The 21,748-nt window shown below is 73.3% G+C and carries 18 protein-coding genes; 5 read left to right on the forward strand and 13 right to left on the reverse strand.

The genetic code is table 11. From position 1 onward, the window contains the following. Position 1: 1 nt before the first annotated feature. On the reverse strand, positions 2–544 hold the full coding sequence (gene pyrE / locus EGX94_RS04950) for an orotate phosphoribosyltransferase (RefSeq protein ID WP_021798828.1): 543 nt from the start codon (positions 542–544) through the stop codon (positions 2–4). Between the two features lie 487 nt (positions 545–1,031). Here pyrE and EGX94_RS04955 point away from each other — a divergent pair, with 487 nt between their 5' ends. From EGX94_RS04955 to EGX94_RS04965, 3 genes are read left to right on the forward strand one after another with little or no spacing between them, the layout of a single operon-like run. After that, positions 1,032–1,889, forward strand: coding sequence for a MerR family transcriptional regulator (locus EGX94_RS04955; RefSeq protein WP_021798827.1), 858 nt, complete (start codon positions 1,032–1,034; stop codon positions 1,887–1,889). After that, the gene (locus tag EGX94_RS04960) at positions 1,886–2,800 is read left to right on the forward strand and encodes an ABC transporter ATP-binding protein (protein ID WP_021798824.1); all 915 of its coding nucleotides are present in this window, start codon (positions 1,886–1,888) and stop codon (positions 2,798–2,800) included. Before EGX94_RS04955 ends, EGX94_RS04960 begins: the two co-directional genes overlap by 4 nt. Then, positions 2,797–4,470, forward strand: a complete 1,674-nt coding sequence (locus EGX94_RS04965) for an ABC transporter permease (protein ID WP_021798834.1) — start codon at positions 2,797–2,799, stop codon at positions 4,468–4,470. Before EGX94_RS04960 ends, EGX94_RS04965 begins: the two co-directional genes overlap by 4 nt. 189 nt (positions 4,471–4,659) lie before the next feature. Here EGX94_RS04965 and EGX94_RS04970 read toward each other — a convergent pair whose 3' ends face one another. The 8 genes from EGX94_RS04970 to EGX94_RS05010 form a co-directional block, all read right to left on the reverse strand. Beyond that, positions 4,660–5,934 carry an MFS transporter gene (locus EGX94_RS04970; protein ID WP_021798823.1) on the reverse strand — a complete coding sequence of 425 codons (1,275 nt, stop codon included), beginning with the start codon at positions 5,932–5,934 and terminating at the stop codon, positions 4,660–4,662. A 205-nt stretch (positions 5,935–6,139) separates the two neighbouring features. Then, a complete protein-coding gene (locus EGX94_RS04975) occupies positions 6,140–6,868 on the reverse strand; it encodes a TetR/AcrR family transcriptional regulator (protein ID WP_226906051.1) in 729 nt (242 codons plus the stop codon). Positions 6,869–7,051: 183 nt separating this feature from the next. Beyond that, complete coding sequence (locus EGX94_RS04980) at positions 7,052–8,131, reverse strand: inositol-3-phosphate synthase (protein WP_123825971.1); 1,080 nt, start codon at positions 8,129–8,131, stop codon at positions 7,052–7,054. A 282-nt stretch (positions 8,132–8,413) separates the two neighbouring features. Beyond that, on the reverse strand, positions 8,414–8,638 hold the full coding sequence (locus EGX94_RS04990; protein ID WP_021798059.1) for a type II toxin-antitoxin system Phd/YefM family antitoxin: 225 nt from the start codon (positions 8,636–8,638) through the stop codon (positions 8,414–8,416). A gap of 145 nt (positions 8,639–8,783) precedes the next feature. Then, complete coding sequence (locus EGX94_RS04995) at positions 8,784–9,446, reverse strand: MBL fold metallo-hydrolase (protein WP_021798060.1); 663 nt, start codon at positions 9,444–9,446, stop codon at positions 8,784–8,786. 173 nt (positions 9,447–9,619) lie between these two features. Beyond that, the gene (locus EGX94_RS05000) at positions 9,620–10,942 is read right to left on the reverse strand and encodes an ATP-grasp domain-containing protein (RefSeq protein WP_123825973.1); all 1,323 of its coding nucleotides are present in this window, start codon (positions 10,940–10,942) and stop codon (positions 9,620–9,622) included. A gap of 53 nt (positions 10,943–10,995) precedes the next feature. Beyond that, positions 10,996–12,075 carry an inositol-3-phosphate synthase gene (locus EGX94_RS05005; RefSeq protein ID WP_123825971.1) on the reverse strand — a complete coding sequence of 360 codons (1,080 nt, stop codon included), beginning with the start codon at positions 12,073–12,075 and terminating at the stop codon, positions 10,996–10,998. A gap of 189 nt (positions 12,076–12,264) precedes the next feature. Continuing rightward, entirely contained in the window at positions 12,265–12,783 is a 519-nt protein-coding gene (locus EGX94_RS05010; RefSeq protein ID WP_021796513.1) for a hypothetical protein, read from the reverse strand. 318 nt (positions 12,784–13,101) lie between these two features. On the opposite strand from EGX94_RS05010, the gene EGX94_RS05015 reads away from it, so the two are divergent. Next, positions 13,102–13,821 (forward strand): class I SAM-dependent methyltransferase, encoded by a 720-nt coding sequence (locus EGX94_RS05015; RefSeq protein ID WP_021796510.1) that lies wholly within the window; start codon positions 13,102–13,104, stop codon positions 13,819–13,821. Between the two features lie 250 nt (positions 13,822–14,071). On the opposite strand, the gene EGX94_RS05020 is transcribed toward EGX94_RS05015, so the two are convergent. Together EGX94_RS05020 and EGX94_RS05025 are read right to left on the reverse strand one after the other, a co-directional pair. Further along, a complete protein-coding gene (locus EGX94_RS05020; RefSeq protein WP_021796504.1) occupies positions 14,072–16,048 on the reverse strand; it encodes a class E sortase in 1,977 nt (658 codons plus the stop codon). 221 nt (positions 16,049–16,269) lie between these two features. Beyond that, positions 16,270–17,100, reverse strand: coding sequence for a spermidine synthase (locus EGX94_RS05025; protein WP_021796507.1), 831 nt, complete (start codon positions 17,098–17,100; stop codon positions 16,270–16,272). Positions 17,101–17,325: 225 nt separating this feature from the next. Here EGX94_RS05025 and EGX94_RS05030 point away from each other — a divergent pair, with 225 nt between their 5' ends. Continuing rightward, positions 17,326–17,508, forward strand: a complete 183-nt coding sequence (locus EGX94_RS05030; RefSeq protein WP_021796505.1) for an Rv0909 family putative TA system antitoxin — start codon at positions 17,326–17,328, stop codon at positions 17,506–17,508. 406 nt (positions 17,509–17,914) lie between these two features. Here the strand turns inward: EGX94_RS05030 and clpB are convergent, their stop codons facing one another. Both clpB and EGX94_RS05040 read right to left on the reverse strand, forming a co-directional pair. After that, a complete protein-coding gene (clpB, locus tag EGX94_RS05035; protein WP_043120316.1) occupies positions 17,915–20,524 on the reverse strand; it encodes an ATP-dependent chaperone ClpB in 2,610 nt (869 codons plus the stop codon). A gap of 472 nt (positions 20,525–20,996) precedes the next feature. After that, entirely contained in the window at positions 20,997–21,440 is a 444-nt protein-coding gene (locus tag EGX94_RS05040) for a YjdF family protein (RefSeq protein ID WP_021796511.1), read from the reverse strand. Between the last annotated feature and the right edge of the window lie 308 nt (positions 21,441–21,748).

Raw genomic sequence — 21,748 nt, forward strand, 5'->3', positions numbered from 1 at the left:
GTCAGAGCCCCAAATCCTTTGCTGAGTAGACGAAACGGTACTCGAGACCGGACTCGGCCATGGCCTCCGCGACGGCCCGGCCGGAACGGTCCACGATATCAGCGACACCCACGACCGTGGCACCGGCCTCGCGGAGCGCCTCGACGGCGGTCAGCGCGGAGCCTCCGGTGGTGGAGGTGTCCTCGACGACGAGCACGCGGCGCCCGGCGACGCCGGGGCCCTCGATGCGCTTGTGCAGACCATGGGTCTTGGCCTCCTTGCGGACGACGCAGGCGTCCACCGGGCGGCCCGCCGCTGCCGAGGCGTGCAGGATCGCTGCGGCGACCGGGTCGGCGCCCATCGTGAGGCCGCCGACGACGTCGAAGTCCCAGCCGGCGACCAGGTCGAGCATGACCCGCCCGACCAGCGGGGCGGCCGCGCCGGACAGCGTGATGCGGCGCATGTCGATGTAGTACTCGGCCTCCTTGCCGCTGGACAGCACGACGTGCTCGTGCACGACGGCCTCGTCGACGATGTGGCGCAGGAGTTCTTCGCGGTCGCTCATGGCACAGAGCCTATCCGGCCCGGGCGACGGAGCACGGCCCGGCGAGGAGCGGTGCTCCCCGCTCAGGCCTCCGATCCGGCCCGGCGCCTCGCGCCTCCGACGGCGGACGGACGAGACCCCCGGCGTGGCATGCCGGAAACGCGTGCGGGCCCAGCGCGAAGGGGGCGCGAAGGGGGGAACGAAACGACCTTCGGCGCCCGGATCGATCATGACTTTCTGAGGGTGGGCCCAGCGCGAGCGGGGAGCGACACAGTGACAGCCCGCGTCGGGCGCACGAAGGGCCGTCGGCCCCGCGCGAGCGGGGAGCGACGAGCTGCCCCCCCATCGTCTCGTGAATCTCGTCCGTCGTCGGCCCTGCGCGAGCGGGGAGCACGCCCCCGCCATCATGGGCCGGTAGGACGGCCATGGCCGCCGGGCGTGCACACCCGAGGACCTCCTCGCCGGTGCCGCTTGACAGTGACGTTGCGTCACCTGCTGGGGTGGTCCCATGCGCATCAAGGAGATGGCCGACCTGGCCGGCACGACCCCGCGGGCCGTGCGCCACTACCACCAGCTGGGCCTGCTCGACCTGCCGCCCACGGTACGGGGCCGGCGCGACTACGGCGTCGAGCACCTGGCCAGGCTGCTGCGCATCCGTTGGCTGGCCGGTGGCGGGCTGCCCCTGCCCCGCGTGGCCGAAATGCTCGCCGCCGACGAGTCCGGGACCGACCGGGACTCGGTGCTGCGCGATCTGCGTTCGGCCCGCCTGAGCATCGATGAGCAGCAGCGGGCGCTGCGCGAGCAGGCCGACCGCATCGACGGGCTCATCGCCCGGGTCGCCGACGGCGGGACGCTCTCACCGCTGCCCACCGTGCTCGCCCGTTTCTACGACGACCTCGAGCGCCGGATCCGCGCCACGGGGCGAGCGGCCTCGGACGGCGGCCTGCAGGTCCTGCGCACCGAGCGGAGGCTCACGATGATCCTCGCCTCGCGCGGCATGGTCCCGGCCGGCGTCGGCCCGTACGTGGAGGAGTTCGACGGCGACGAGCGCGACGAGTGCGTCCGCCAGGTCATCGCGTTCGCCCGCCTGGACGAGACGGGCGAGGCCGGCGCCCTTCAGCTGGCCCAGGACACCTGGGATCTGACGCTGCGCCACAAGGAGCAGGCCCTGGCCGTCCTGGACGACCTGCCCGGCGGACCCCTCGGGCGCGCCTTGTGGAAACTCACCGAGGTGCTGTCGAGCGCCAGCTATCCGCAGAAGAACCAGCGCATCTTCACCGCCGGATTGCTCGACCTGATGCTGGCCGACCCGGACTTCGCCGCGACGATCCGCCGCTCGGCGGGAAGGGAGGATCTGTCGCTGTGACGACGACGATCACCGACGACTCACCCGTCCGGGTGCGCTCCCTCGTCAAACGTTTCGGCCGCCTCACCGCCCTCGACGGCCTCGACCTGGAGGTCGCCGCCGGGCAGGTGCACGGCTTCCTGGGTCCCAACGGGGCCGGCAAGTCGACGACGATCCGCATCCTGCTGGGCCTTCACCGCCCCGATGCCGGCAGCGTGCGCGTGCTCGGGCGCGACCCGGCCCGCGAGGCCTCGTCCATCAACCGCGAGATCTCCTATGTGCCGGGCGACGTGGCGCTGTGGCCGAACCTGACCGGCGGGCAAGTGCTCGACGCGCTCGCCGGGCTGCGCGGGCGCCGCGACCGCGCCCACGAGGACGAGCTGGTCGAGCGCTTCGATCTCGACCCGAGCAAGAAGGTGCGCACCTACTCCAAGGGCAACCGGCAGAAGGTCGCGCTCGTCGCCGCATTGGCCGCTCCGACGCGGCTGCTCGTCCTCGACGAGCCGACCAGCGGTCTCGACCCGCTCATGGAGCGGGCCTTCACCGAGGAGATCGCCTGCGCCGCGGCGCAGGGGCGCACCGTGCTGCTGTCGAGCCACATCCTCGCCGAGGTGCAGCGGCTGTGCTCGGCGGTGACGATCATCAAGCAGGGCCGCGTCGTCGAGCACGGCGACCTGGAGACCCTGCGCAGGCTGGCCCTCACCCGGATCGAGCTGCGGGCCGACGGCCGGACCCTGGGACGCGTTGCCGCCGAGCTGGACGAGCGGGGCGTCCTGGCGGATCGGACGGACGAGCTGCTGTCCGTCCAGGTGGAGTCTGCGCTGGTGCCCCGGGTGATGGGGGCCGTCGCGACCTGCCGGGTGACGGACGTGAGCTGCGGGCCGGCCGGCCTGGAGGACCTGTTCCTGCGTCACTACGAGGACTCCCGATGAGCGCCACGGCGCATCCGGCCCCGGCCCCTCGCGGTGCCGGGCCGCGCCGGGCCATGACATGGCCGAGGAGAACCGGCCCCCTGCAGGGGCTGGGGCCGTCCCTGCGTCTGCTGGTGCGACGTCTGCGGGTGCAGGTGCTCGCCTGGGCCCTGCCCCTGTGGCTGCTGCTCGCCGTCACGCCCCCGGCCTACGAGGACGTCTACCCCTCGTTGCAGGAGCGGGAACCGCTCGTGGAGAGCATGCGCGACACGGCGGGCACCCGGCTGCTCTACGGCGCCCTGCCGCTGCCCGGGCGGATCGGGCAGCTCGTCCAGTGGGAGACGGGCACCTACCTGTTGATCTGCGTGGGCCTCATGGCGACGCTGCTCACCTGCCGGGCGATGCGCGCCGACGAGGACGACGGCCTGGTCGAGGTGCAGCGCGGCAGCGGCGCCGGCCATCTGGTGCCCTTCATGGCGCCCGTCCTCGTGGTCTGGGGAGCGGTCGCCCTGGTCGCCGGCGGGGCGGGCCTCGTCCTCACCGGCCTGACGAGGATCGTGTCGGAGCTGACGGTCTCGGGGGCCTGGGCGCTCGCCGGGGCCGTCGCGGCGACGGGCTGGGCCTTCGCCGCGCTGGCGGCCCTGTCCAGCCAGCTGTGCCGGCAGGCGGGCCCGGCCCGCGGGCTCGCCCTGACCGCGCTGGGGTGCTCCTTCGCGCTGCGGGTGCTGACGGACGAGTCCGGGGCCGGCTGGCTTCGCTGGTTCACGCCCCTGGCCTGGCGCGATCTCGTGCGTCCCTACAGCGACGATCGCGTCTGGCCGCTCGCCGTGTGCGCCGGCATCGCCGTGCTGCTCGAGGCCGCGGCGGACGGGCTGTTCGCCCGCCGGGAGTACCTGGGCGGCTGCCTGCCCGACCGCGGCTCGTCCCGGAGGCGGTGGCGGCTGGGCGGGTACGCCGATCTGCAGGCGCGTCTGGCGCTGCGCAGTGCCGTGGCGTGGTCGGTGACCGTGGCGGCGACCTCCGCCCTGTTCGGCGCGATGACCGGCAGCGTCACCGGCCTGCTCGGGCCGGACTCGGCGACCGGCTCCTACGTCGGGAGGCTGGCGAGCGGCAGTCCGGTCGAGCAGTTCATGGGTCTGCTCACCGTCATGACCGTGCTGCTCGTCGCTGTGGCGGGGGTGCAGCGGGTGACCGCCCTGGCCGCCGACGAGCGGGCCGGGTTCGTGGAGTTCGAGGTGGCCGCCGGAGTCTCCCGCGCCCGGTTGTTCCTGGCGCAGGCGGGCGTGGCCGTCGTGGAGTCGGTCGTCCTGCTGGCGCTCTCGGGCGGGGTGCTCGCGGCCGTGACGGGCACCCAGCTCACCGACGATCACGCCGTGGGCCGCGCCCTCGTGTTCACGGTGAGCCAGGCGCCCGGCGTCCTGGCGGCGATCGGCATCGCGCTGGCGCTCGTCGGGCTGGCGCCGCGTCTGTCGGCCCTGTCCTGGGCGGTGCTGGGCTGGAGCGTCTTCGCGCAGTTCTTCGGCGCGCTCGTCGGGCTGCCGGACTGGGCGCAGGAGCTCAGCGTCCTCGGCCACCACCTCGATGTCATCGGCGACCCGGACTGGACTCCCCTGGCCGTGCAGACGGCGATCGGGCTCGCCGGCATGCTCGCCGGCCTGCTCGGCCACCGGCGCCGCGATCTGGCCCGGTGAAGACGAGAGGGGCGGGCCGGTGCCGATCCCCGTCCCTGGACTGCAACCACAGCGCCCACCCCCGCGCAGTCCACGGGCCGGCGCTCACAGACGCATCCAGGGACGTGGAACCGGGCGACCACACCCTGTGGAGCAGGCCGAGAGGGGACCAGGCCCCGGGCGCACCCCGGTCTGGCCGCCTCCGCGGCCTCAGCCGGCGCCCCCGCCTGCCGCCCCTGCCGCCCCCGCGGCTTCAGCCGGCGCGCGGCGGAAACTGCGGTGCACGAGGACGAAGACGAGGACGAGAGCGAGGATCACGCCGCCGGCGACGATCGGCAGGATCGGCGAGATCCCGTACATGGCGGTGCCGGCCGTGGGCGAGACGACGTAGGTCAGCCCATTGGTCGCCCCGATCAGGCCGGCGAGGCCGCCCTGCTCCTCACGGCTCATGAGCAGGGTCGGGCCGGCGGTGTAGCCGGGCATGGCGATGCCGACACCGGCCCCGATCACCGTCACCGCGACGATGAGGAGCGCGGCCCCGCCATTGACGGCGAGCAGGGCGAAGCCGACGGCGCCCGTGAAACTCCCCACCCGCAGCAGAGTGGGGGGCGACCACTTCGAGCGGGGCACGATGATGCTCTGCGCCAGCACCATCCCGACGCCGGCGGCCAGAAGCGCCCCGCCGGTGACGAGACCGGTCGTGTTCGCGTCGAGGCGGAGGCGGTCCTGCACGAGGAAGCCGGTGACGACCTGGATGAGGCCCAGGGAGGTGAACATGCCGAAGCCCGCGACGAGGAAGGGCCAGACCCGGGGATCGGAGGGCCGCACATGCGTCGGCTCCGCGACCAGCTCGGCGCCCTCCTCGCGGTGCAGGGCGACGAGGACGACGAGCAGACCCGCGAGCAGGAAGACCGGCACCATGTCGACCGAGACCATGAGCGAGATGCCCGACAGCAGGCCTCCCACGAGGGCGCCGGCTATCGAGGCCATGCCCTGCGAGGCCCCGACGCCGGCCATGCCGCGCACGCGCTCCTCCTCGTTCGAGGTGACATCGGCGACGTAGGCCTGGGCCGTGGGCATGATCGCTGCGAGCGCCGCGCCGAAGACCAGCCCGCGGGTCAGGACGAACAGGCAGAACAGCGGCGTGCCGCTCAGGGCCCCTCCCACCCCCAGGGCGGCGATGAGAGCGAAGAGGGCCATGGTCGTGGCGCAGATCCCCAGCGCCGCGACGAGGACCGGCTTGCGCCCCCAGGACTGGGATCGACGCCCCCAGGACTGGCTGGTGAGCACGACCATCACCGCTGCGACGCTGATCGTGAGGCCTATCTGCCACTCCGCCAGCCCGACCTCGCGCGACAGTGGTGCGATGACCGGGTTGAGCGTCGTCTGCCCCAGATAGGCCAGGAAGACCGCCGAGAGGACGACCCCGACCTGCGAGGAACTCCTGCCGCGCCGCTGCTTCCGCACCGTCTGCGAGGCCGACATGGCCCACCCCCTCCGACCCGCCGCCGGGCGGGCTTCGCATCTGCTCGATCGGCGTCGGGACCGGGCTCCGGGAACCGCAGGGGAGCAGCCCTCCGAGCCCCTCCGACGAACTGAGGACAGCCTATGTGAACGATGTTCTAATTACAATCCGGGCAGACCCCGGAAGAACCGCTGAGAGAACTGCAGACGAAGGAGGAGCACCTGGTCAATCCGGCATTCCGGACTCGAGCCAGGCCTCGAGCCCGTCCATCAGCCGCTCGAGGACGTAGCGATAGTAGCGGTCCCGGGCCGCCTCGATCTGTTGCGCCGAACCGGTGAACTGTCTCAGCAGATCGCGACTCACCTCGCAGATGCCGGCGCTGTCGGCCGCAACCGCATCGAGCGAGCGGATGAGGCCCGCATGATCGCGGGGAGCGTCGCCCTCGTGCAGGACGCGATCGTCCGCCGCGGCGATCGTCATCACCGCCATGTTGGCCAGGGAGCTGCAGGCGAGTGCCGCATTGCGCCCGAAACCCGCCCGCCGCAAGGAGGCGATCCCCGCGTCGATGACCGGGGAGAGGCCCGTGAGGACCGGGCCGTGCAGGAGCATCCACCGGGCCGTGCCCGGATAGGCGGCCAGGACGGGCCGGATCGGGAAGAGCGCCTCGCGGAACCACTGGCGCCACGGCATGACCCGCGTCGGCAGGCCCACGAGGGCCAGGACCCGCTCGACGACATGCTGGCTGAGCAGCTCGCGCCCGCCCACATGGTGGTAGATGACCGAGGGGGCGACCCCCAGCCGCTCCGCGAGATCGCGCAGGGACCAGGCCGTCAACCCGGCGCCTCGGGAGAGCTCGACGGCGGCATCGATGACGGCGCCCGTGTCGAGCCCGACATGGTAGGAGTCCCGCCTCCCCCTCGCACTGCGGGCATCGCCGCCCTCGTCCGTCATCATCACCGTCCCGACCACCGTCCCGGTGGCAGCCAGGCTACTCCGGCGGATTCGATTCTCGTCCCTGACCAGCAGCCGCAGCGCTCACCCGCGCACAATCCACGAGCAGACGCTCACGAACGCATTCAGGGACGCAACCGGGCGGGGCCCGAGCCGACGCGGCCCCGTCCGATCCACGCCGGCCCCTCAGCGCTCGACCCTGCCCGCGATGAAGTCCTCGGTGGAGGCCATCGCGTACTCGTCGTGGCGCTGCTCGGGCGGCGACTTCATGAAGAAGGACGACGGCGACAGCAGCGGGCCGCCGATGCCGCGGTCCAGGCCGATCCGCGCGGCGCGAATGGCGTCGATGACCACACCGGCCGAGTTCGGGGAGTCCCAGACCTCCAGCTTGTACTCCAGCGCGACCGGGGCTCCGCCGAAGTTGCGGCCCTCCAGCCGCACGAAGGCGAACTTGCGGTCGTCCAGCCAGCCCACGTAGTCGGACGGCCCGATGTGAATGTCCTTGTCGGCGAACTCCTTCTCGACGTTCGAGGTGACGGCGCGGGTCTTGGAGATCCTCTTCGAGACCAGCCGCTCGCGCTCCAGCATGTTCTTGAAGTCCATGTTGCCGCCGACGTTCAGCTGGTAGGTGCGGTCGAGAGTGATGCCGCGCTCCTCGAAGAGCCGGGCCAGCACACGGTGGGTGATGGTGGCGCCGATCTGCGACTTGACGTCGTCGCCGATGACGGGCAGGCCCGCGTCGGCGAACCTCTGCGCCCAGGCCGGGTCGGAGGCGATGAAGACCGGCAGGCAGTTGACGAAGGCGCAGCCGGCGTCGATCGCGCACTGGGCGTAGAACCGGTCGGCCTCCTCCGAGCCCACCGGCAGGTAGGAGACGACGACATCGGCCCGTGCGTCCTTGAGGGCGCGGACCACGTCGACCGAAGGCTCGGCGGACTCCGTCACGGTCTCGCGGTAATACGTGCCGAAGCCGTCGAGGGTGACGCCGCGCTGCACCCGCACCCCGGTCGGGGCGACGTCGGCGATCCGGATGGTGTTGTTCTCGGACGCGCTGATGGCGTCGGCCAGGTCGAGGCCGACCTTGGCGGCGTCGACGTCGAAGGCCGCCACGAACTCGATGTCCGAGACGTGGTAGTCGCCGAACCGGACGTGCATGAGCCCGCCCACCGTGCTGGTCGGGTCGGCGTCGGCGTAGTGGGTGACGCCCTGCACCAGCGACGACGCGCAATTGCCCACGCCGACGATGGCGACACGGATCCTGCTCATCCGTCCTCCTGGCCGGTCAACGGCGCCCGCTCGGGGCGATGCTCCCGACTCTAGTCGTTGGGCGGCGGGTACATCGTCCCAATCCCGACCCGATTCGCCGCCCCGATCGCGGTCGGGGCCGGTCGCGGCGGGTTCGGGCTGGGCGGCGGGCGTCCGGACCGGCGGGCTCGCCCCGACCGGGGTCGCGGTCCAGCGCGGCGTCACCCTCGACGGCTCCGGCCCCCAGGCGGGAGGGCTCGTTGATGGCCCACATGAGGGTGTGAGTGTCCAGCAGGCAGTCGCTCACGCCCCCTCCCAGGCGTCCAGCTCCTCCTCGGGCAGCTCGTCGAAGAAGCTGTCCGGCAGTCGGTAACCGCCGAATCCGAGTTCGCGCTCACCGGAGTCGGCCGGAACCAGGTGCGCGATAGTCCGCGGTCCCCGGGCGATGGCGATCGTGGAGCCGCGCTCCACCTCCGCCAGCAGCGCGGACAGGTGCGTCTTGGCCTCCTGAACCTTCACCGTTCTCATGCGACCAATGATCCTTCATCTGACTTCGGTTGGTCAACCGCCTTGGTCGACCGCGCGGCGGTCCGGGCCGGACCGATGCGGTGCCGGCGACTCCGGCCCCGCCGCCGGTTCGTCCGCCCGCGTCCGCGGCGGAGCGGGGGCGCCGTCATTCGGGGATGTCGATGGCCTCGCCGTCGGCGAGCAGGGCGGATCGGGCCGCGCCCTCGCCCCGCAGCGAGTCGACCACGCGGCGGGCCACGCTGAGCCCGTCCGCGTTGAGCAGGCCGTCGTGGACGCCGACGACGAGTTCGGGGCGCACGGCGCGCACGTAGCGGATCAGGTCGGCGGCGCGCAGCCACGGGGCGTCGGCGGGGGTGACCAGGGCCGTGAGGCGCCCCGGCGGGGCGGGGTGCTCGTCGCCGGTGACGAGCACCCGCTCGTCGATCAGGTAGGCGCGGTTCTCCGGGCCCGGGATGGTCGGGTGCACCTCGGCATGGCGGCTGCCGGACACCTGGACGGTCAGGGCGCCTATGCGCAGCGTCGCGCCCGCAACCGCCTCGTGCAGGTTGTCGCCGACCGCGCCGCTGGAATCGCCGAGGTCGCCGAATGCATCCCCCGGCATCCAGACGGGGACGCCGCGGCCCAGGGCCTCCTCGACGAGCTCCGGGTCGAAGTGGTCGAAGTGCCGGTGGGTGATGAGCACGGCGTCGATGCCGTCCAGGTCGGGGCGGGGCCCGAACCGGCCCGGGTCGAGCAGGAGCCTCGTGCTCCCGTCGTCGACCGTCAGGCAGGCGTGGTGGATCTTCGTCACTCGGATCGGGGTCGGCACCCCGGCAGGCTACGCCGCCCGGTCCGGGGCGGCGCGGCGCGACGCCGCATTGTCCTCCCGGCGAACCGCCCGGGCGCACCGCCGCGGATGCGGGCCGGGCGCGACCCTTGGGCTCGGGCCGGTCCGCCCGGGGCCGGGTGAATGACGGGGCGCGACGGGATCGGCCCCCGGGCTCAGGCCGGTCCGCCGTTCAGCCGGGCGATGGTGGCGGGCGTGATCGCATAGGCGCCGACGGCGTCGCCCGCCAGGTCCGCGACGGCGCCGGGCCGGACGAGGACGGCGCCGACGGCGGCCAGGGCGGGCACCAGGCCGGGAGGGTCGCGCAGGACCGGGGTGAGGACCTCGCGGCTGCCCCGCAGGGGTCCCCGGCCGCACAGGGCGCGGCCCAGTGCCCCGACGACCGCCCGGCGGGTGCCCCGCGTCTCGGCGGCCCCCAGCGCGAGCGCCATGGTCGAGCGCGTGCGCACCCCCGCCCGGGCGATGAGCGGCGCGCGGGGCAGCGGCCCGCCCGTGGCCAGGGCGATGGTGAGGGACGGCAGGTCGACGCCCGCCGCGGCGGCGTTGCCGGGCTCGGTGGTGCGGGGGTTGCACTCGATGAACAGTCTGCGCCCGCCGCGGTCGGCGAAGTAGTCGCAGGTCAGGCCGCCGTGCCACTCCAGCTCCCGGCCCAGGCGGACGACGGCGTCGACCGCGCCCGGGTCCGCCACCGACAGCCGGGACGCCGCGGACCCGCCCGCGCCCAGGCCGATGCGCTGGGAGCAGGCCGCCGCGATGAGCCGGCCGCGGTCGAACAGGGCGGCGACCTGCCGGTAGGCCCCGGCGGCCGGCGCCTGCACCATGACCTTGACGGGAGCCCTCTCGGGAGTCCTCCCGGTTGCCCCGGCCCGTGCTTCCCCGGGACCGTCTCTTCCGGAATCGTCGGAGGCCCCGGCGGTCCCGATGCCCCCGGCGGTCCCAGCGGTCCCGGCGCCCCCGAGGGCCCGCCAGGCCGAGACCGCCTCGGCGCGGGTGGCGGCGCGGCGGACGCCGCGGCCCGCCGTCGAGTAGGCGGCCTTGACCCACACCGGGTACCCGACCCGGTCCAGGTCCGCCTCGCAGCCCACCTCGTGCCAGGCGGGCTGGGGGATGCCGAGCTCGTCGCACAGGGCCGCGAAGGAGATCTTGGACTGCACCCGCTCGAACGCCCCGGCTCCGGCGACGGCGAGCCGCCCGCGGGCGTGCGGCAGGTACCGCTCGCCCGCGGCCAGCAGCCACGCCTGCTCGTGGGTGGCCAGCAGCGCGGTGCAGCGCCCCGCGGCGAGCAGGGCGTCGAGCGCGCGCAGATAGCCCACGGGGTCGTCCCCGGGGGCCGGGACCGGGCGCACCGCCCGGCACCACCTGCTGAAGGAGGCCAGCGGGCGGCGGGTCGGGGAGGCCACCTCGACGTCGATGCCGCGAGCGCCCAGCACGGCGACGAACTCGCGGGCCGTCAGGCTCGACCCCTCCGACAGCAGCACGCGCTCGCGCGGCGTGCGGGGATTCCGGCGCGTCCGCCCCCGGGGTCGGCCGCTCAGCGCTCGACCCTGCCCGCGATGAAGTCCTCGGTGGAGGCCATCGCGTACTCGTCGTGGCGCTGCTCGGGCGGCGACTTCATGAAGAAGGACGACGGCGACAGCAGCGGGCCGCCGATGCCGCGGTCCAGGCCGATCCTGGCGGCACGAATGGCGTCGATGACCACACCGGCCGAGTTCGGGGAGTCCCAGACCTCCAGCTTGTACTCCAGCGCGACCGGGGCTCCGCCGAAGTTGCGGCCCTCCAGCCGCACGAAGGCGAACTTGCGGTCGTCCAGCCAGCCCACGTAGTCGGACGGCCCGATGTGAATGTCCTTGTCGGCGAACTCCTTCTCGACGTTCGAGGTGACGGCGCGGGTCTTGGAGATCCTCTTCGAGACCAGCCGCTCGCGCTCCAGCATGTTCTTGAAGTCCATGTTGCCGCCGACGTTCAGCTGGTAGGTGCGGTCGAGAGTGATGCCGCGCTCCTCGAAGAGCCGGGCCAGCACACGGTGGGTGATGGTGGCGCCGATCTGCGACTTGACGTCGTCGCCGATGACGGGCAGGCCCGCGTCGGCGAACCTCTGCGCCCAGGCCGGGTCGGAGGCGATGAAGACCGGCAGGCAGTTGACGAAGGCGCAGCCGGCGTCGATCGCGCACTGGGCGTAGAACCGGTCGGCCTCCTCCGAGCCCACCGGCAGGTAGGAGACGACGACATCGGCCCGTGCGTCCTTGAGGGCGCGGACCACGTCGACCGAAGGCTCGGCGGACTCCGTCACGGTCTCGCGGTAATACGTGCCGAAGCCGTCGAGGGTGACGCCGCGCTGCACCCGCACCCCGGTCGGGGCGACGTCGGCGATCCGGATGGTGTTGTTCTCGGACGCGCTGATGGCGTCGGCCAGGTCGAGGCCGACCTTGGCGGCGTCGACGTCGAAGGCCGCCACGAACTCGATGTCCGAGACGTGATAGTCGCCGAACCGGACGTGCATGAGCCCGCCCACCGTGCTGGTCGGGTCGGCGTCGGCGTAGTGGGTGACGCCCTGCACCAGCGACGACGCGCAATTGCCCACGCCGACGATGGCGACACGGATCCTGCTCATCCGTCCTCCTGGCCGGTCAACGGTGACCGCTCGGGGTACTCGTTTCACACGATTCTAGGCGCCGGCCCACGGGCGGGGCATCCCACCACGGTCCGAGAATCGGCCCGGCCCGATGGGGACCGTGCGGTCGCGCCCCGCGCCCCTCCCCCGGCGACGGACGACGCGGGGCGGCGCGCGAGGACGACCCGCTCAGTCCCCGGACCACCTGCGGGGCAGCCCCGGGACGGGCACGAACCACAGCCTCAGGGACGAGGGGCCCATCAGGGAGAAGCCCGCGAGATCGTCGGGGATCAGTCGTCTCGGGCGATAGCAGCCCCTCGCCTCGCGCAGCGCCCGGCGGGGACGATTCGCCCACCACCAGTCCGGGACGGTGCCCGCCCGGACCCTGCGGGGGGCCGGCATGACCCGCTGCGGCGAGTAGAGCTGCCTGGCCGCGGGCTCGGCCTGCTCCCGTGCGGCCAGGTCGCGGACACCGCCCGGACCCCATGCGCGCAGACGCCTCTTCCCCGAGGCCGTCTTCCCGGGGGCCGCGGCATCGCCCGTCCCGGAGGCCGCCGCCCGCGCGGGATGGGACCTGGTCGGCTCATGCCCCGCGTTCCGCGCACCATCCGTCTCCGGCCCGTCGACGCCGCCGGGACCATCCGGCTGCGGCTCCTCGCCACGACCATTCACCGCGCACATCCCCACCAGACTCCTGTCGAAACCCACCGAACAGATTACGGCGCCCGGCGCCCCAGGAGCGGCATCCGGATCGGGGGGTCGCGGAGTCCGTCGCGCAGTTCCCGGGCGGGCCCGTCAGCCCGCCGTCCCGGCGTCCCGCCGCTCGGCCCGGCGCCCGAGGTCCTCGCCCTCGATGGCGGCGGCGATGAGCTCGGGAAGGCGTCCGGCGTGCAGCCGCGGGCGCGCCCATCCCCGCCAGCTCGGCGGCCGCCTCGTGGTCGGAGTGTGCGGCGCCGGCGAGCGCGATCGCCGCACTCGACGCCTCCCGGCTCCATCGAAGAGCCCCGTCAAGGCTATTGTCGGCTCATGCCAACCGGTCATCGCCCCGGCGCCGAGCAGGTCTGGCCGACGCGTTCTGCACGGATCCGGAGCGGGGCGCATGAACCGGGGCCGGAGCCGTCCTCCGCCCGTCCAGGCGGGGCCGGGCACGACTACTGGAACCACAACGTCGCCTACCACCGATGGATCATCGATGCGGTGGCGCGGCACGGCCGCTGCCGTGTGCTCGACGTGGGCTGCGGCGAGGGGCTCCTGCTGCAGCACCTCGCTCCCCTGGTCGCGAGCGCCACCGGCGTCGAGAAGGACGAGATCTCGGTCGGTCGGGCCGGGGCCCGTCTGGCCGGCGAGGCGAACACGCTCCTCGTGCACTGCGACTTCGAGCAGTTCGTCCCGGATGAGGACGGTTACGATCTCATCACCTTCGTGGCGAGCCTGCACCACATGGACCCGCGCGCCGCCCTGACCCGCGCGGCACGGATGCTCAGACCCGGCGGCGAGCTGCTGGTGGTCGGTCTGACCGCCAACCGGAGCCCGCTCGACTGGGCCTTCAGCGCCCTCACACTGCCCGTCGCCAGGTTCGGCTCGCTCGTGCACCACGAGACCCGCGACATCGGCGTGCCCGTCGCCGGGGCCCGGGAGGACCTGCGGGAGATCCGCCGGATCGCCCGGGAGGTCCTGCCCGGCGCACGGATCAGGCGGGGCCTCTACTACCGCTATCTGCTGCGCTGGACCGGGCCCGCCGGATGATCCGCCCTCGGGCCCGCCCGCCGGCGCCCGTGCGGGGAGCGGGGGGACGGGCCTGAGCAAGGTGGCGACGGACGTGAAGCGGCGCCGGACGCGAGCGCCGCGGCACCCGGGGCGGCTCCGGGCATGCGTCCGGCGGAGAGAAGTCCCCCGGCGATCCCCCGGATACGGGCCAGCCACTGCGGGCTGCCGACCCCGCGGCCTCTGGCACGAACCTCTGGGCGGTTCTCGGCGAGGAGCCCGGCAGCGACGGCTACTCCTCCAGATGCGCGAAGCCGACCGAGCGGTCCCCGGTGGGCAGCAGATCCTGGTTGGCGGTGAGCGTCATGACGGCCCGGCTCGGCAGTTGCTCGGGATGGCCGGGCACCGCGTCGAGCACCCAGTCGTCGTCCGACTGGACGGTCAGATCGCGCGGGGCCACGTCGACGACGTAGGTGTGGCTGGCCCGGCAGACCTGCACGACGATCTCGTCGCCCACGTCGAGCGAGAGCAGGCCGGCGAAGGGCCGGCCGTAGCCCGCCCGATAGCCGGCGACGGCGAAGTTGCCCGTCCGACCCGGCTCGGCGCTCGCGGGGTACCAGCCGACGCCTCCGCGCAGCGACTGGCCCCCGACACCCTTGCGGATCGGCACCTCGACGCCCAGTGAGTCGATGGACAGCGAGCCGACGACCTCGCCGTCGGCGGCCTCGCCGATCGTCCTGTCGGTGCAACCGTTCCGGTAGTCGGCGAGTGCAGCGGCTTGGCGCGGGCGGGCCCAGACATTGGAGCCCCAGCCGATCCACACGGCGCCCGCGGCGACGGCCACGACGACCAGGACGAGAGCGGCGATCACCCAGAACCGCCATGCCCGCTTCCCTCTCCGGCTCTTCCGAGGAGCGGGCTGCTCGGGCGCGGACTGCCCGGACGGGTATCCGGGCTCGGCCCGCCCGGATGCAGTCTCGAACCATTCCCGCCCCGGGCTGACCGGTTCGAGCCCAGCCTCACCGGGCTCGGGTTCGGGCCGTTCTCGCTGGGATTCACGCTCATGCCGCTCGGGCCGGGGCCGCTCCTCCGGGGATTCGGCCTGCTCGGCCCCGAGCTCCTCCTGACCGGATCCGTCCTGCCCCCGCTCGAGTTCGGGCTGCTCGGGCTCGGGCGCGGGCTTCTCCTGGCCCGTCTCGGGCTTGGGCCGCTCGGGCGTGGACTCGTCCTGCCCCTGACCCGCCTCGGGCTGTCCGGCCTCGTCCTGACCGGACGCGAAGTCAGACCGCTCCTGCTCGGGCTCGGCCTGAACCGACTCGCCCCCCGCACCCTCGCCCTGCCCGGACTGCTCAGAAGCAGAACCAGACCGCTCCTGCTCGAGAGCATCCTGCCCGGACCCGGGCTGCCCCTGACCCGCCTCGGGCTGTCCGGCCTCGTCCTGACCGGACACGGAGTCAGACCGCTCCTGCTCGGGCCCGGACTCGGGCCGAGCCGACTCATCCTCCTTCTCCCCGGCCGCACCCCGCCCGGACCACTCGGTCTCGGACTGCTCGGGCTCGGCCTGAACCGACCCGCTCTCCGCACCCTCGCCCTGCCCGGACTGCTCAGACGCAGAACCAGACCGCTCCTGCTCGAGAGCATCCTGCCCGGATTCGTCCTGCTCCTGACCCGCCTCGGGCTGTCCGGCCTCGTCCCGCTCGGACACGGAGTCAGACCGCTCCTGTTCAAGAGCGCCCTGCCCGGATTCGTCTTCGTCCTGTTCGGGCTCGGGTCGAGCCGACTCGCCCTCCACGCCCTCGCCCTGCCCGGACCGCTCAGACGCAGAACCAGACCGCTCCTGCTCGAGAGCATCCTGCCCGGATTCGTCCTGCTCCTGACCCGCCTCGGGCTGTCCGGCCTCGTCCCGCTCGGACACGGAGTCAGACCGCTCCTGTTCAAGAGCGCCCTGCCCGGATTCGTCTTCGTCCTGTTCGGGCTCGGGTTGAGCCGACTCGCCCTCGCCGGCCTCCTCCTGCTCGGGCCCGGCCCGAACCGACCCGTCCTCCCCACCCTCGCCCTGCCCGGACCGCTCAGAAGCAGAACCAGACCGCTCCTGCTCAAGACCGTCCTGCCCGAGCTCATCCGCCAGGGACCCGTCCTGCTCGGACTCGACATGCTCGGGCTCGGGCTCGGACTGCCCGGGTTCTGGTTCAGGCCGATCCTGCCCGGAATCGGTCTCGGGCTGCTCGGGCTCGTCCTGCTCGCGCCCGCTCTGCTCGTGGTCGGCCATGACCCCAAGCTTAGGCTGAACGCCCCGGCAGCGGCGGGCCGCCGGGCCACCGCTCGGCCGCCCGCCCAGCCGCAGCCCCGACGGACGGGAGAAGTCTCGGAACGAGCGCTGACGAACGGAAACCGCAGAATTCGGCGCCTCCAGCGGTCGCAGGATCAGAAGCCCACCTCAGGACCAGGGACCCCGCAGGGCCCGCCGCCGAGGCGGTCACGAGCAGACGGTCACGAGAAGTGCGTCCTCGCGTCGTCGGGCACCGGGCTCGGCACGGGTGCCGCGTCGTCGAAGGGCTCGGCGCGCCCGCGCCACCGCCGCAGCCGCTCGCCGTGGATCCAGCGGTACGGGAAGACGGCCGAGCCGCTCCTGCGGACGAGGCCGTCCATCGGCAGGGGCCGGTTCGAGGCGAGCACGACGAGGTTTCCCATGCGCCTCCCCTTGAGGATGGCCGGTTCGGAGCTGAGGGCGAGTTCCCCGAAGCGTACCGCCGCCCCGGCCAGCACAGTGCAGGTCCAGCCGAACGGCCTGACGTCGGTGATGTTGAGCGCGACGACGCCGTCGGGGGCCAGCACGCGGGCGTACTCGGCGAAGGCCTGCGCGGTGACGAGCTCGCCGGGCACCGACAACTCGGCGAAGGCGTCGACGATGATGACCCGCGCGTAGTCCGCGCGCATGGCGCCCAGCCCGGTGCGGCCGTCCTGGGGGCGCACCTTGATGCCCGAGCGCGGCGGCAGCGGCAGCCTGGCGCGCACCTCGGCGGTCAGCTCTGCATCGGGCTCCAGGACGATCTGCGGCGAGGTCGGCCGGGTGTGCGCGACGTAGCGGGCCAGCGTCATCCCCGCGCCGCCCACGTGGACGACGCGGAAGCGCTCACCGGCCGGCGCCCAGAGGTCGAGGAGCTCGCAGATGCGCTCCATGTAGGGGAACTCGACGTGCGCGGGGTCGGCCGGGTCGACGAAGGAGTGCTCCACCCCGGAACCGGCGACGACGAAGGCGCCGGGCACGTAGCGGTCGGGCACGACGTGGAGGGCGGAGCCACCCTCTGACCGGTCGGTCATCGCATCCCCCTTCCCGCTCGCGCCCCGGCCGGCGGAGCGTCGGATGCCTGTGCGCACCGGGGCACCGGGGCACCGCCGGTGGTCGCGCTCCGATCACCGGGGCCCGGCCAGGCTACGCCCCGACGGCGTCCGACGTTCGCGGCACTGGCGACGGAGCCCCCCGGCTGGCACGATGGGCCCGAGGCGCCGCAGGGCGCTCCGCACTCGTCAACGAAGGGAAGCATCATGGCTCTGGACGACTTCGCGAGGAAGGCCGAGGACGCGCTCCACGGCGACAAGGCCGAGCAGGTCAGCGACAGCATCATCGACAAGGCCCGGGAGGCCGCGAAGAAGGTCACCGGCGGCGGATTCGACGAGAAGATCGACGAGGCCGCGGACAAGGCCGACAAGGCGATCGGCGACGAGTGATCGTGTGAGGGGGAGGGGCCGCGCCCGGCGGGGTGCGGCCCCTCCCTCATTCCCCCGGCTTCCCCCGACGCGGCGTCGACTCCGAGACGGTGTCGGCGCAGGAGCAGCCCTCGGATGCGCGGCCCCGCACCCGCCGCGGCGCCTGGCACCGTTCATCGTCCCGGCCACGTCTCGGGACGGCACGCGCCGTCCCCGTCCCCGGCGATGTGATGTGAGGTGGACGCTCGGCACGTTTCCCCATGGGCCGTCCCGCACCCGGCGGACGCCGAGACGGGCCCGGCGGGATCATGCGGGTCCTGCGCCGTACGCCCCCTCGGCGCCCGGCGGACGCAGGGGCGGGGCGCCCACCGGTCGGTGGGCGCCCCGCCTCATCCCACAGGGGACGCGTAACAGGAGGGACCGCGCATCAGCCCTCCTGCGAGCCCTCGCCGGTCGTCTCGGCGATGCGCAGGCCGGTGCCGGCCCCGTCCTCGTCGAAGCGGACCGTCTGCCCGTCGGTGACCGCCCCGGACAGCATGGCGCGGGCCAGCTGGTCCTCGATGGTGGTCTGCATGAGCCGGCGCAGCGGACGGGCGCCGTAGACCGGGTCGTAGCCGGTGGACGCGAGCCAGTTGCGGGCCGCGTCGGTGGTCTCGACCGTGATGCGGCGCTCGGCCAGGCGCCTGTTGAGCCGGTCGAGGTTGATCCCGACGATGCGGTCGAGGTCGTCTCGGCTCAGCGCGTCGAAGAGGACCATCTCGTCGAGCCGGTTGAGGAACTCGGGGCGGAAGGCCTCGTGCACGACGGCCATGACCCGCTCGCGGCGCTCCTGCTCGCTGAGCGCCGGATCGGCCATGTACTGCGAGCCGAGATTGCTCGTGAGGATGAGGATGACGTTGCGGAAGTCCACCGTGCGGCCCTGGCCGTCGGTGAGGCGGCCGTCGTCGAGCACCTGGAGGAGGATGTTGAAGACGTCCGGATGGGCCTTCTCGATCTCGTCGAGCAGCACCACCGAGTACGGGCGGCGCCGCACAGCCTCGGTGAGCTGGCCGCCCTCCTCGTAGCCGACGTAGCCGGGCGGGGCGCCGACCAGGCGCGAGACGGTGTGCTTCTCCATGTACTCGCTCATGTCGATGCGCACCATGGCCGTCTCGTCGTCGAAGAGGAACTCGGCCAGCGCCTTGGCCAACTCGGTCTTGCCGACGCCGGTGGGTCCGAGGAACATGAACGAGCCGGTCGGTCGGTTCGGGTCGGAGATGCCGGCGCGGGCGCGCCGCACGGCGTCGGAGACGGCCTGCACGGCCTTCTTCTGGCCGACCAGGCGGGCGGCCAGACGGTTCTCCATGTCGAGCAGCTTGGCGCTCTCGCCCTCGAGCATCTTGCCGACGGGGATGCCCGTCCACGCCGAGACGACCTCGGCGATGTCCTCGCTCGTGACCTCCTCGGAGACCATCGAGGTGCGCTGGCCGTCCTCCTCGGCCGCGGTGGCCTCGTCGAGCTGCTTCTCGAGGGCGGGGATCTCGCCGTAGAGGATCTGACTGGCACGGGCCAGGTCGCCGTCGCGCGTGTAGCGCTCGGCGTCGGTGCGCAGGGCGTCGATCCGGGTCTTCAGCTCGCCGACCCGGTTGAGGCCCTCCTTCTCGGCGGCCCAGCGGGCCTCCAGGCCGCGCAGCTCCTCCTGGGCGTCGGCCAGCTCCTGGCTCAGGTGCGCCAGGCGGGCCTTCGACGCGGGGTCGTCCTCCTTCTCGACGGCGAACTGCTCCATCGTGAGGCGGTCGACCTGGCGGCGCAGGTTGTCGATCTCCTCGGGGCTCGAGTCGATCTCCATGCGCAGCCGGCTGGCGGCCTCGTCGACGAGGTCGATGGCCTTGTCGGGAAGCTGGCGGCCGGTGATGTAGCGGTTCGACAGCTGGGCGGCGGCGACGAGCGCCGAATCGGTGATGCGCACCTTGTGGTGGGCCTCGTAGCGCTCGCGCAGGCCGCGCAGGATCGCGACGGAGTCCTCGACGGTGGGCTCGCCGACGTAGACCTGCTGGAAGCGGCGCTCCAGGGCCGGGTCCTTCTCGATGTGCTCGCGGTACTCGTCGAGCGTCGTGGCGCCGATGAGGCGCAGCTGACCGCGGGCGAGCATCGGCTTGAGCATGTTCGAGGCGTCCATGGAGCCCTCGGAGGCGCCGGCGCCGACGACCGTGTGGAGCTCGTCGATGAAGGTGATGATCTGGCCCTCGGCCTCCTGGATCTCCTTGAGGACGGCCTTGAGGCGCTCCTCGAACTCGCCGCGGTACTTGGCGCCGGCGACCATCGAGGACAGGTCGAGCGAGACGAGGCGGCGCCCGCGCAGCGAGTCGGGCACGTCGCCCTTGACGATGCGCTGGGCCAGGCCCTCGACGACGGCGGTCTTGCCGACGCCGGGCTCGCCGATGAGCACCGGGTTGTTCTTGGTGCGGCGGCTCAGCACCTGGGCGACGCGGCGGATCTCCTGGTCGCGACCGATGACCGGGTCGAGCTTGCCGTCGGAGGCCTCCCTGGTGAGGTCGACGGAGTACTTGTCGAGCGCGCTCTCGCCTCCCTCGGCCTCGGGGCTCGTGATGCGCCGTTCGCCCCGGCCGTCGTTGAAGGCCTTCTCCAGGCCGTCGGCGCTCACGCCAGCGCCGGTGAGGATGGTCTGGGCCTCGCCGGGCACGGAGGCGAGGGCGATGAGCAGGTGCTCGGTGCTCACGTACTGGTCGCCCATCCGGTCGGCGCGGTTCTCGGCGTCGGCCATGACGCGCGCGAACGAGCCCGACAGCTGGGGCTGCGAGACGGACGAGCCGCTCGTGCTGGGGAGCCTCTTGACGGCGCGCTGGGCCTCGGCGTCGATGCGCGCCGGGTCGGCGCCGACGCCGGTCAGCAGCGGGCCGACGGAGTTCTCGGGCACCATGAGCATGGCATGGAGCAGGTGCACCGGCTCGGCGGTGGGGTTGCCCTCGGTGAGGGCCAGCCGCACGGCGGTGGTGACCGCGTCGCGGCTCATGGTGGTCAGTTTCTCGGTGTCCATGAGTCCTTCTTCCAGGGGCATTGACTGAGTTGAGTCTACCTCGCTCAACCTTTTCCGGGGGCGTTCTATTCCTTCCGGGGTCCGATTCCACGGGTCGGGCGCCCCCGACCGGCCTCGCCCGACCGGCCTCGTCGTGGGATCCCGGCCGGTCGGCCCGCACGGCGGGAGGGGCGCGACGGACCGGCGGGTTCTTCGAGCAGCTCGCGTCGCTCGGGGTCGACAGGCCCCCGGGCCGTGGAAGGGGCGCGACGGACCGGCGGGAGGGGCGGGCCGCCGACGGTCCTCGCCGCAGCGTCCGCCCTGTGAAGGCGCGGGGCCGGATCCCGCGTCGCAGGACGGAGGGCGCCACCGGTCGGGCCCGACACGGGCGCGGACACAGGCGGGCCGTGCCCTGGAGACGCCGCCGCGGCGCACCCCGGGTCGAGCACGGCGGCGTCCTCATGGCTGGGATCGGCTGAGCCCTCGTGCCCGGTCAGCGTCCCCGGTGTCGGGCCCTGGCCCTCGCCCGCCGGATTCCACGGCGGCGCCCCCGCTCCTCCTCGCGGTCCTGACGCCGGGCCTCGCCCGCCGCCGCAGCGCGCGACTCCTGCTCGGCCCTGACCGCCTCCTGCGCGGCGGTGCTCGCACGGGGCCTCGCCGCCTCCTTCGCCGCCTGCCGCTGCGCCCGCTTCGGGTTCATCCGTCCGCGGGCGCCGTCCCGCCCCTCGCGAACCCAGGGGGCCCTCGCGGCGCGCTCGCCGAGGGCGCCGCCGTGGGCGAGGAGCCACTCGTACAGCTCGGCCTCGCCGGGCTCGGAGCCGAAGGCGACCCTCGCGGCCCTCACCCATCCGTGGTCGTGGTGCTCGTAGACCCCGACCCAGAACCGTCCGGTGAAGTAGACGGTGAAGGTCGTGGACGGGGATGCGGTCGTGGGCATGAGGTCTCCAGGTGCGCCGAGGCGGACCCGGTGACGCCGGATTCTCCACGAGAGGAGCGACGGGCGCCCGCAGGCGCCGTCCGGACTTCCCACCGGACCGTGCGATTCGCGCACCAGGAACTGATGGCACGAGGATACGCCGGCCCCGACCGGGCGCGCGGCGCCCCCGCTCCCACCGCGATGACGTCCCGCGGGGGAGGCCGGCGCGCGGCGCCCGGCCCGCCGGGGCCGAGGACGAGGGGTCGTGGCCCTGCGCGTGAGATGATGGCGCAGTCCGTTCCGGCTCCTCGACCCCTGGAGGCTCATCA

The organism is Propionibacterium acidifaciens (assembly GCF_003798325.1).
Classification (GTDB): Bacteria; Actinomycetota; Actinomycetes; order Propionibacteriales; family Propionibacteriaceae; genus Propionibacterium; species Propionibacterium acidifaciens.

Coding starts and splice junctions, on each gene's coding strand:
- EGX94_RS04965 (WP_021798834.1), top strand. CDS start 2,797: ATGAGCGCCACGGCGCATCCGGCCCCGGCCCCTCGCGGTGCCGGGCCG.
- EGX94_RS05030 (WP_021796505.1), top strand. CDS start 17,326: ATGGCTCTGGACGACTTCGCGAGGAAGGCCGAGGACGCGCTCCACGGC.
- EGX94_RS05025 (WP_021796507.1), bottom strand. CDS start 17,100: ATGACCGACCGGTCAGAGGGTGGCTCCGCCCTCCACGTCGTGCCCGAC.
- EGX94_RS05040 (WP_021796511.1), bottom strand. CDS start 21,440: ATGCCCACGACCGCATCCCCGTCCACGACCTTCACCGTCTACTTCACC.
- EGX94_RS05020 (WP_021796504.1), bottom strand. CDS start 16,048: ATGGCCGACCACGAGCAGAGCGGGCGCGAGCAGGACGAGCCCGAGCAG.
- clpB (WP_043120316.1), bottom strand. CDS start 20,524: ATGGACACCGAGAAACTGACCACCATGAGCCGCGACGCGGTCACCACC.
- EGX94_RS04990 (WP_021798059.1), bottom strand. CDS start 8,638: ATGAGAACGGTGAAGGTTCAGGAGGCCAAGACGCACCTGTCCGCGCTG.
- EGX94_RS04975 (WP_226906051.1), bottom strand. CDS start 6,868: ATGATGACGGACGAGGGCGGCGATGCCCGCAGTGCGAGGGGGAGGCGG.
- pyrE (WP_021798828.1), bottom strand. CDS start 544: ATGAGCGACCGCGAAGAACTCCTGCGCCACATCGTCGACGAGGCCGTC.
- EGX94_RS04955 (WP_021798827.1), top strand. CDS start 1,032: ATGCGCATCAAGGAGATGGCCGACCTGGCCGGCACGACCCCGCGGGCC.
- EGX94_RS04980 (WP_123825971.1), bottom strand. CDS start 8,131: ATGAGCAGGATCCGTGTCGCCATCGTCGGCGTGGGCAATTGCGCGTCG.
- EGX94_RS05005 (WP_123825971.1), bottom strand. CDS start 12,075: ATGAGCAGGATCCGTGTCGCCATCGTCGGCGTGGGCAATTGCGCGTCG.
- EGX94_RS05015 (WP_021796510.1), top strand. CDS start 13,102: ATGCCAACCGGTCATCGCCCCGGCGCCGAGCAGGTCTGGCCGACGCGT.
- EGX94_RS04970 (WP_021798823.1), bottom strand. CDS start 5,934: ATGTCGGCCTCGCAGACGGTGCGGAAGCAGCGGCGCGGCAGGAGTTCC.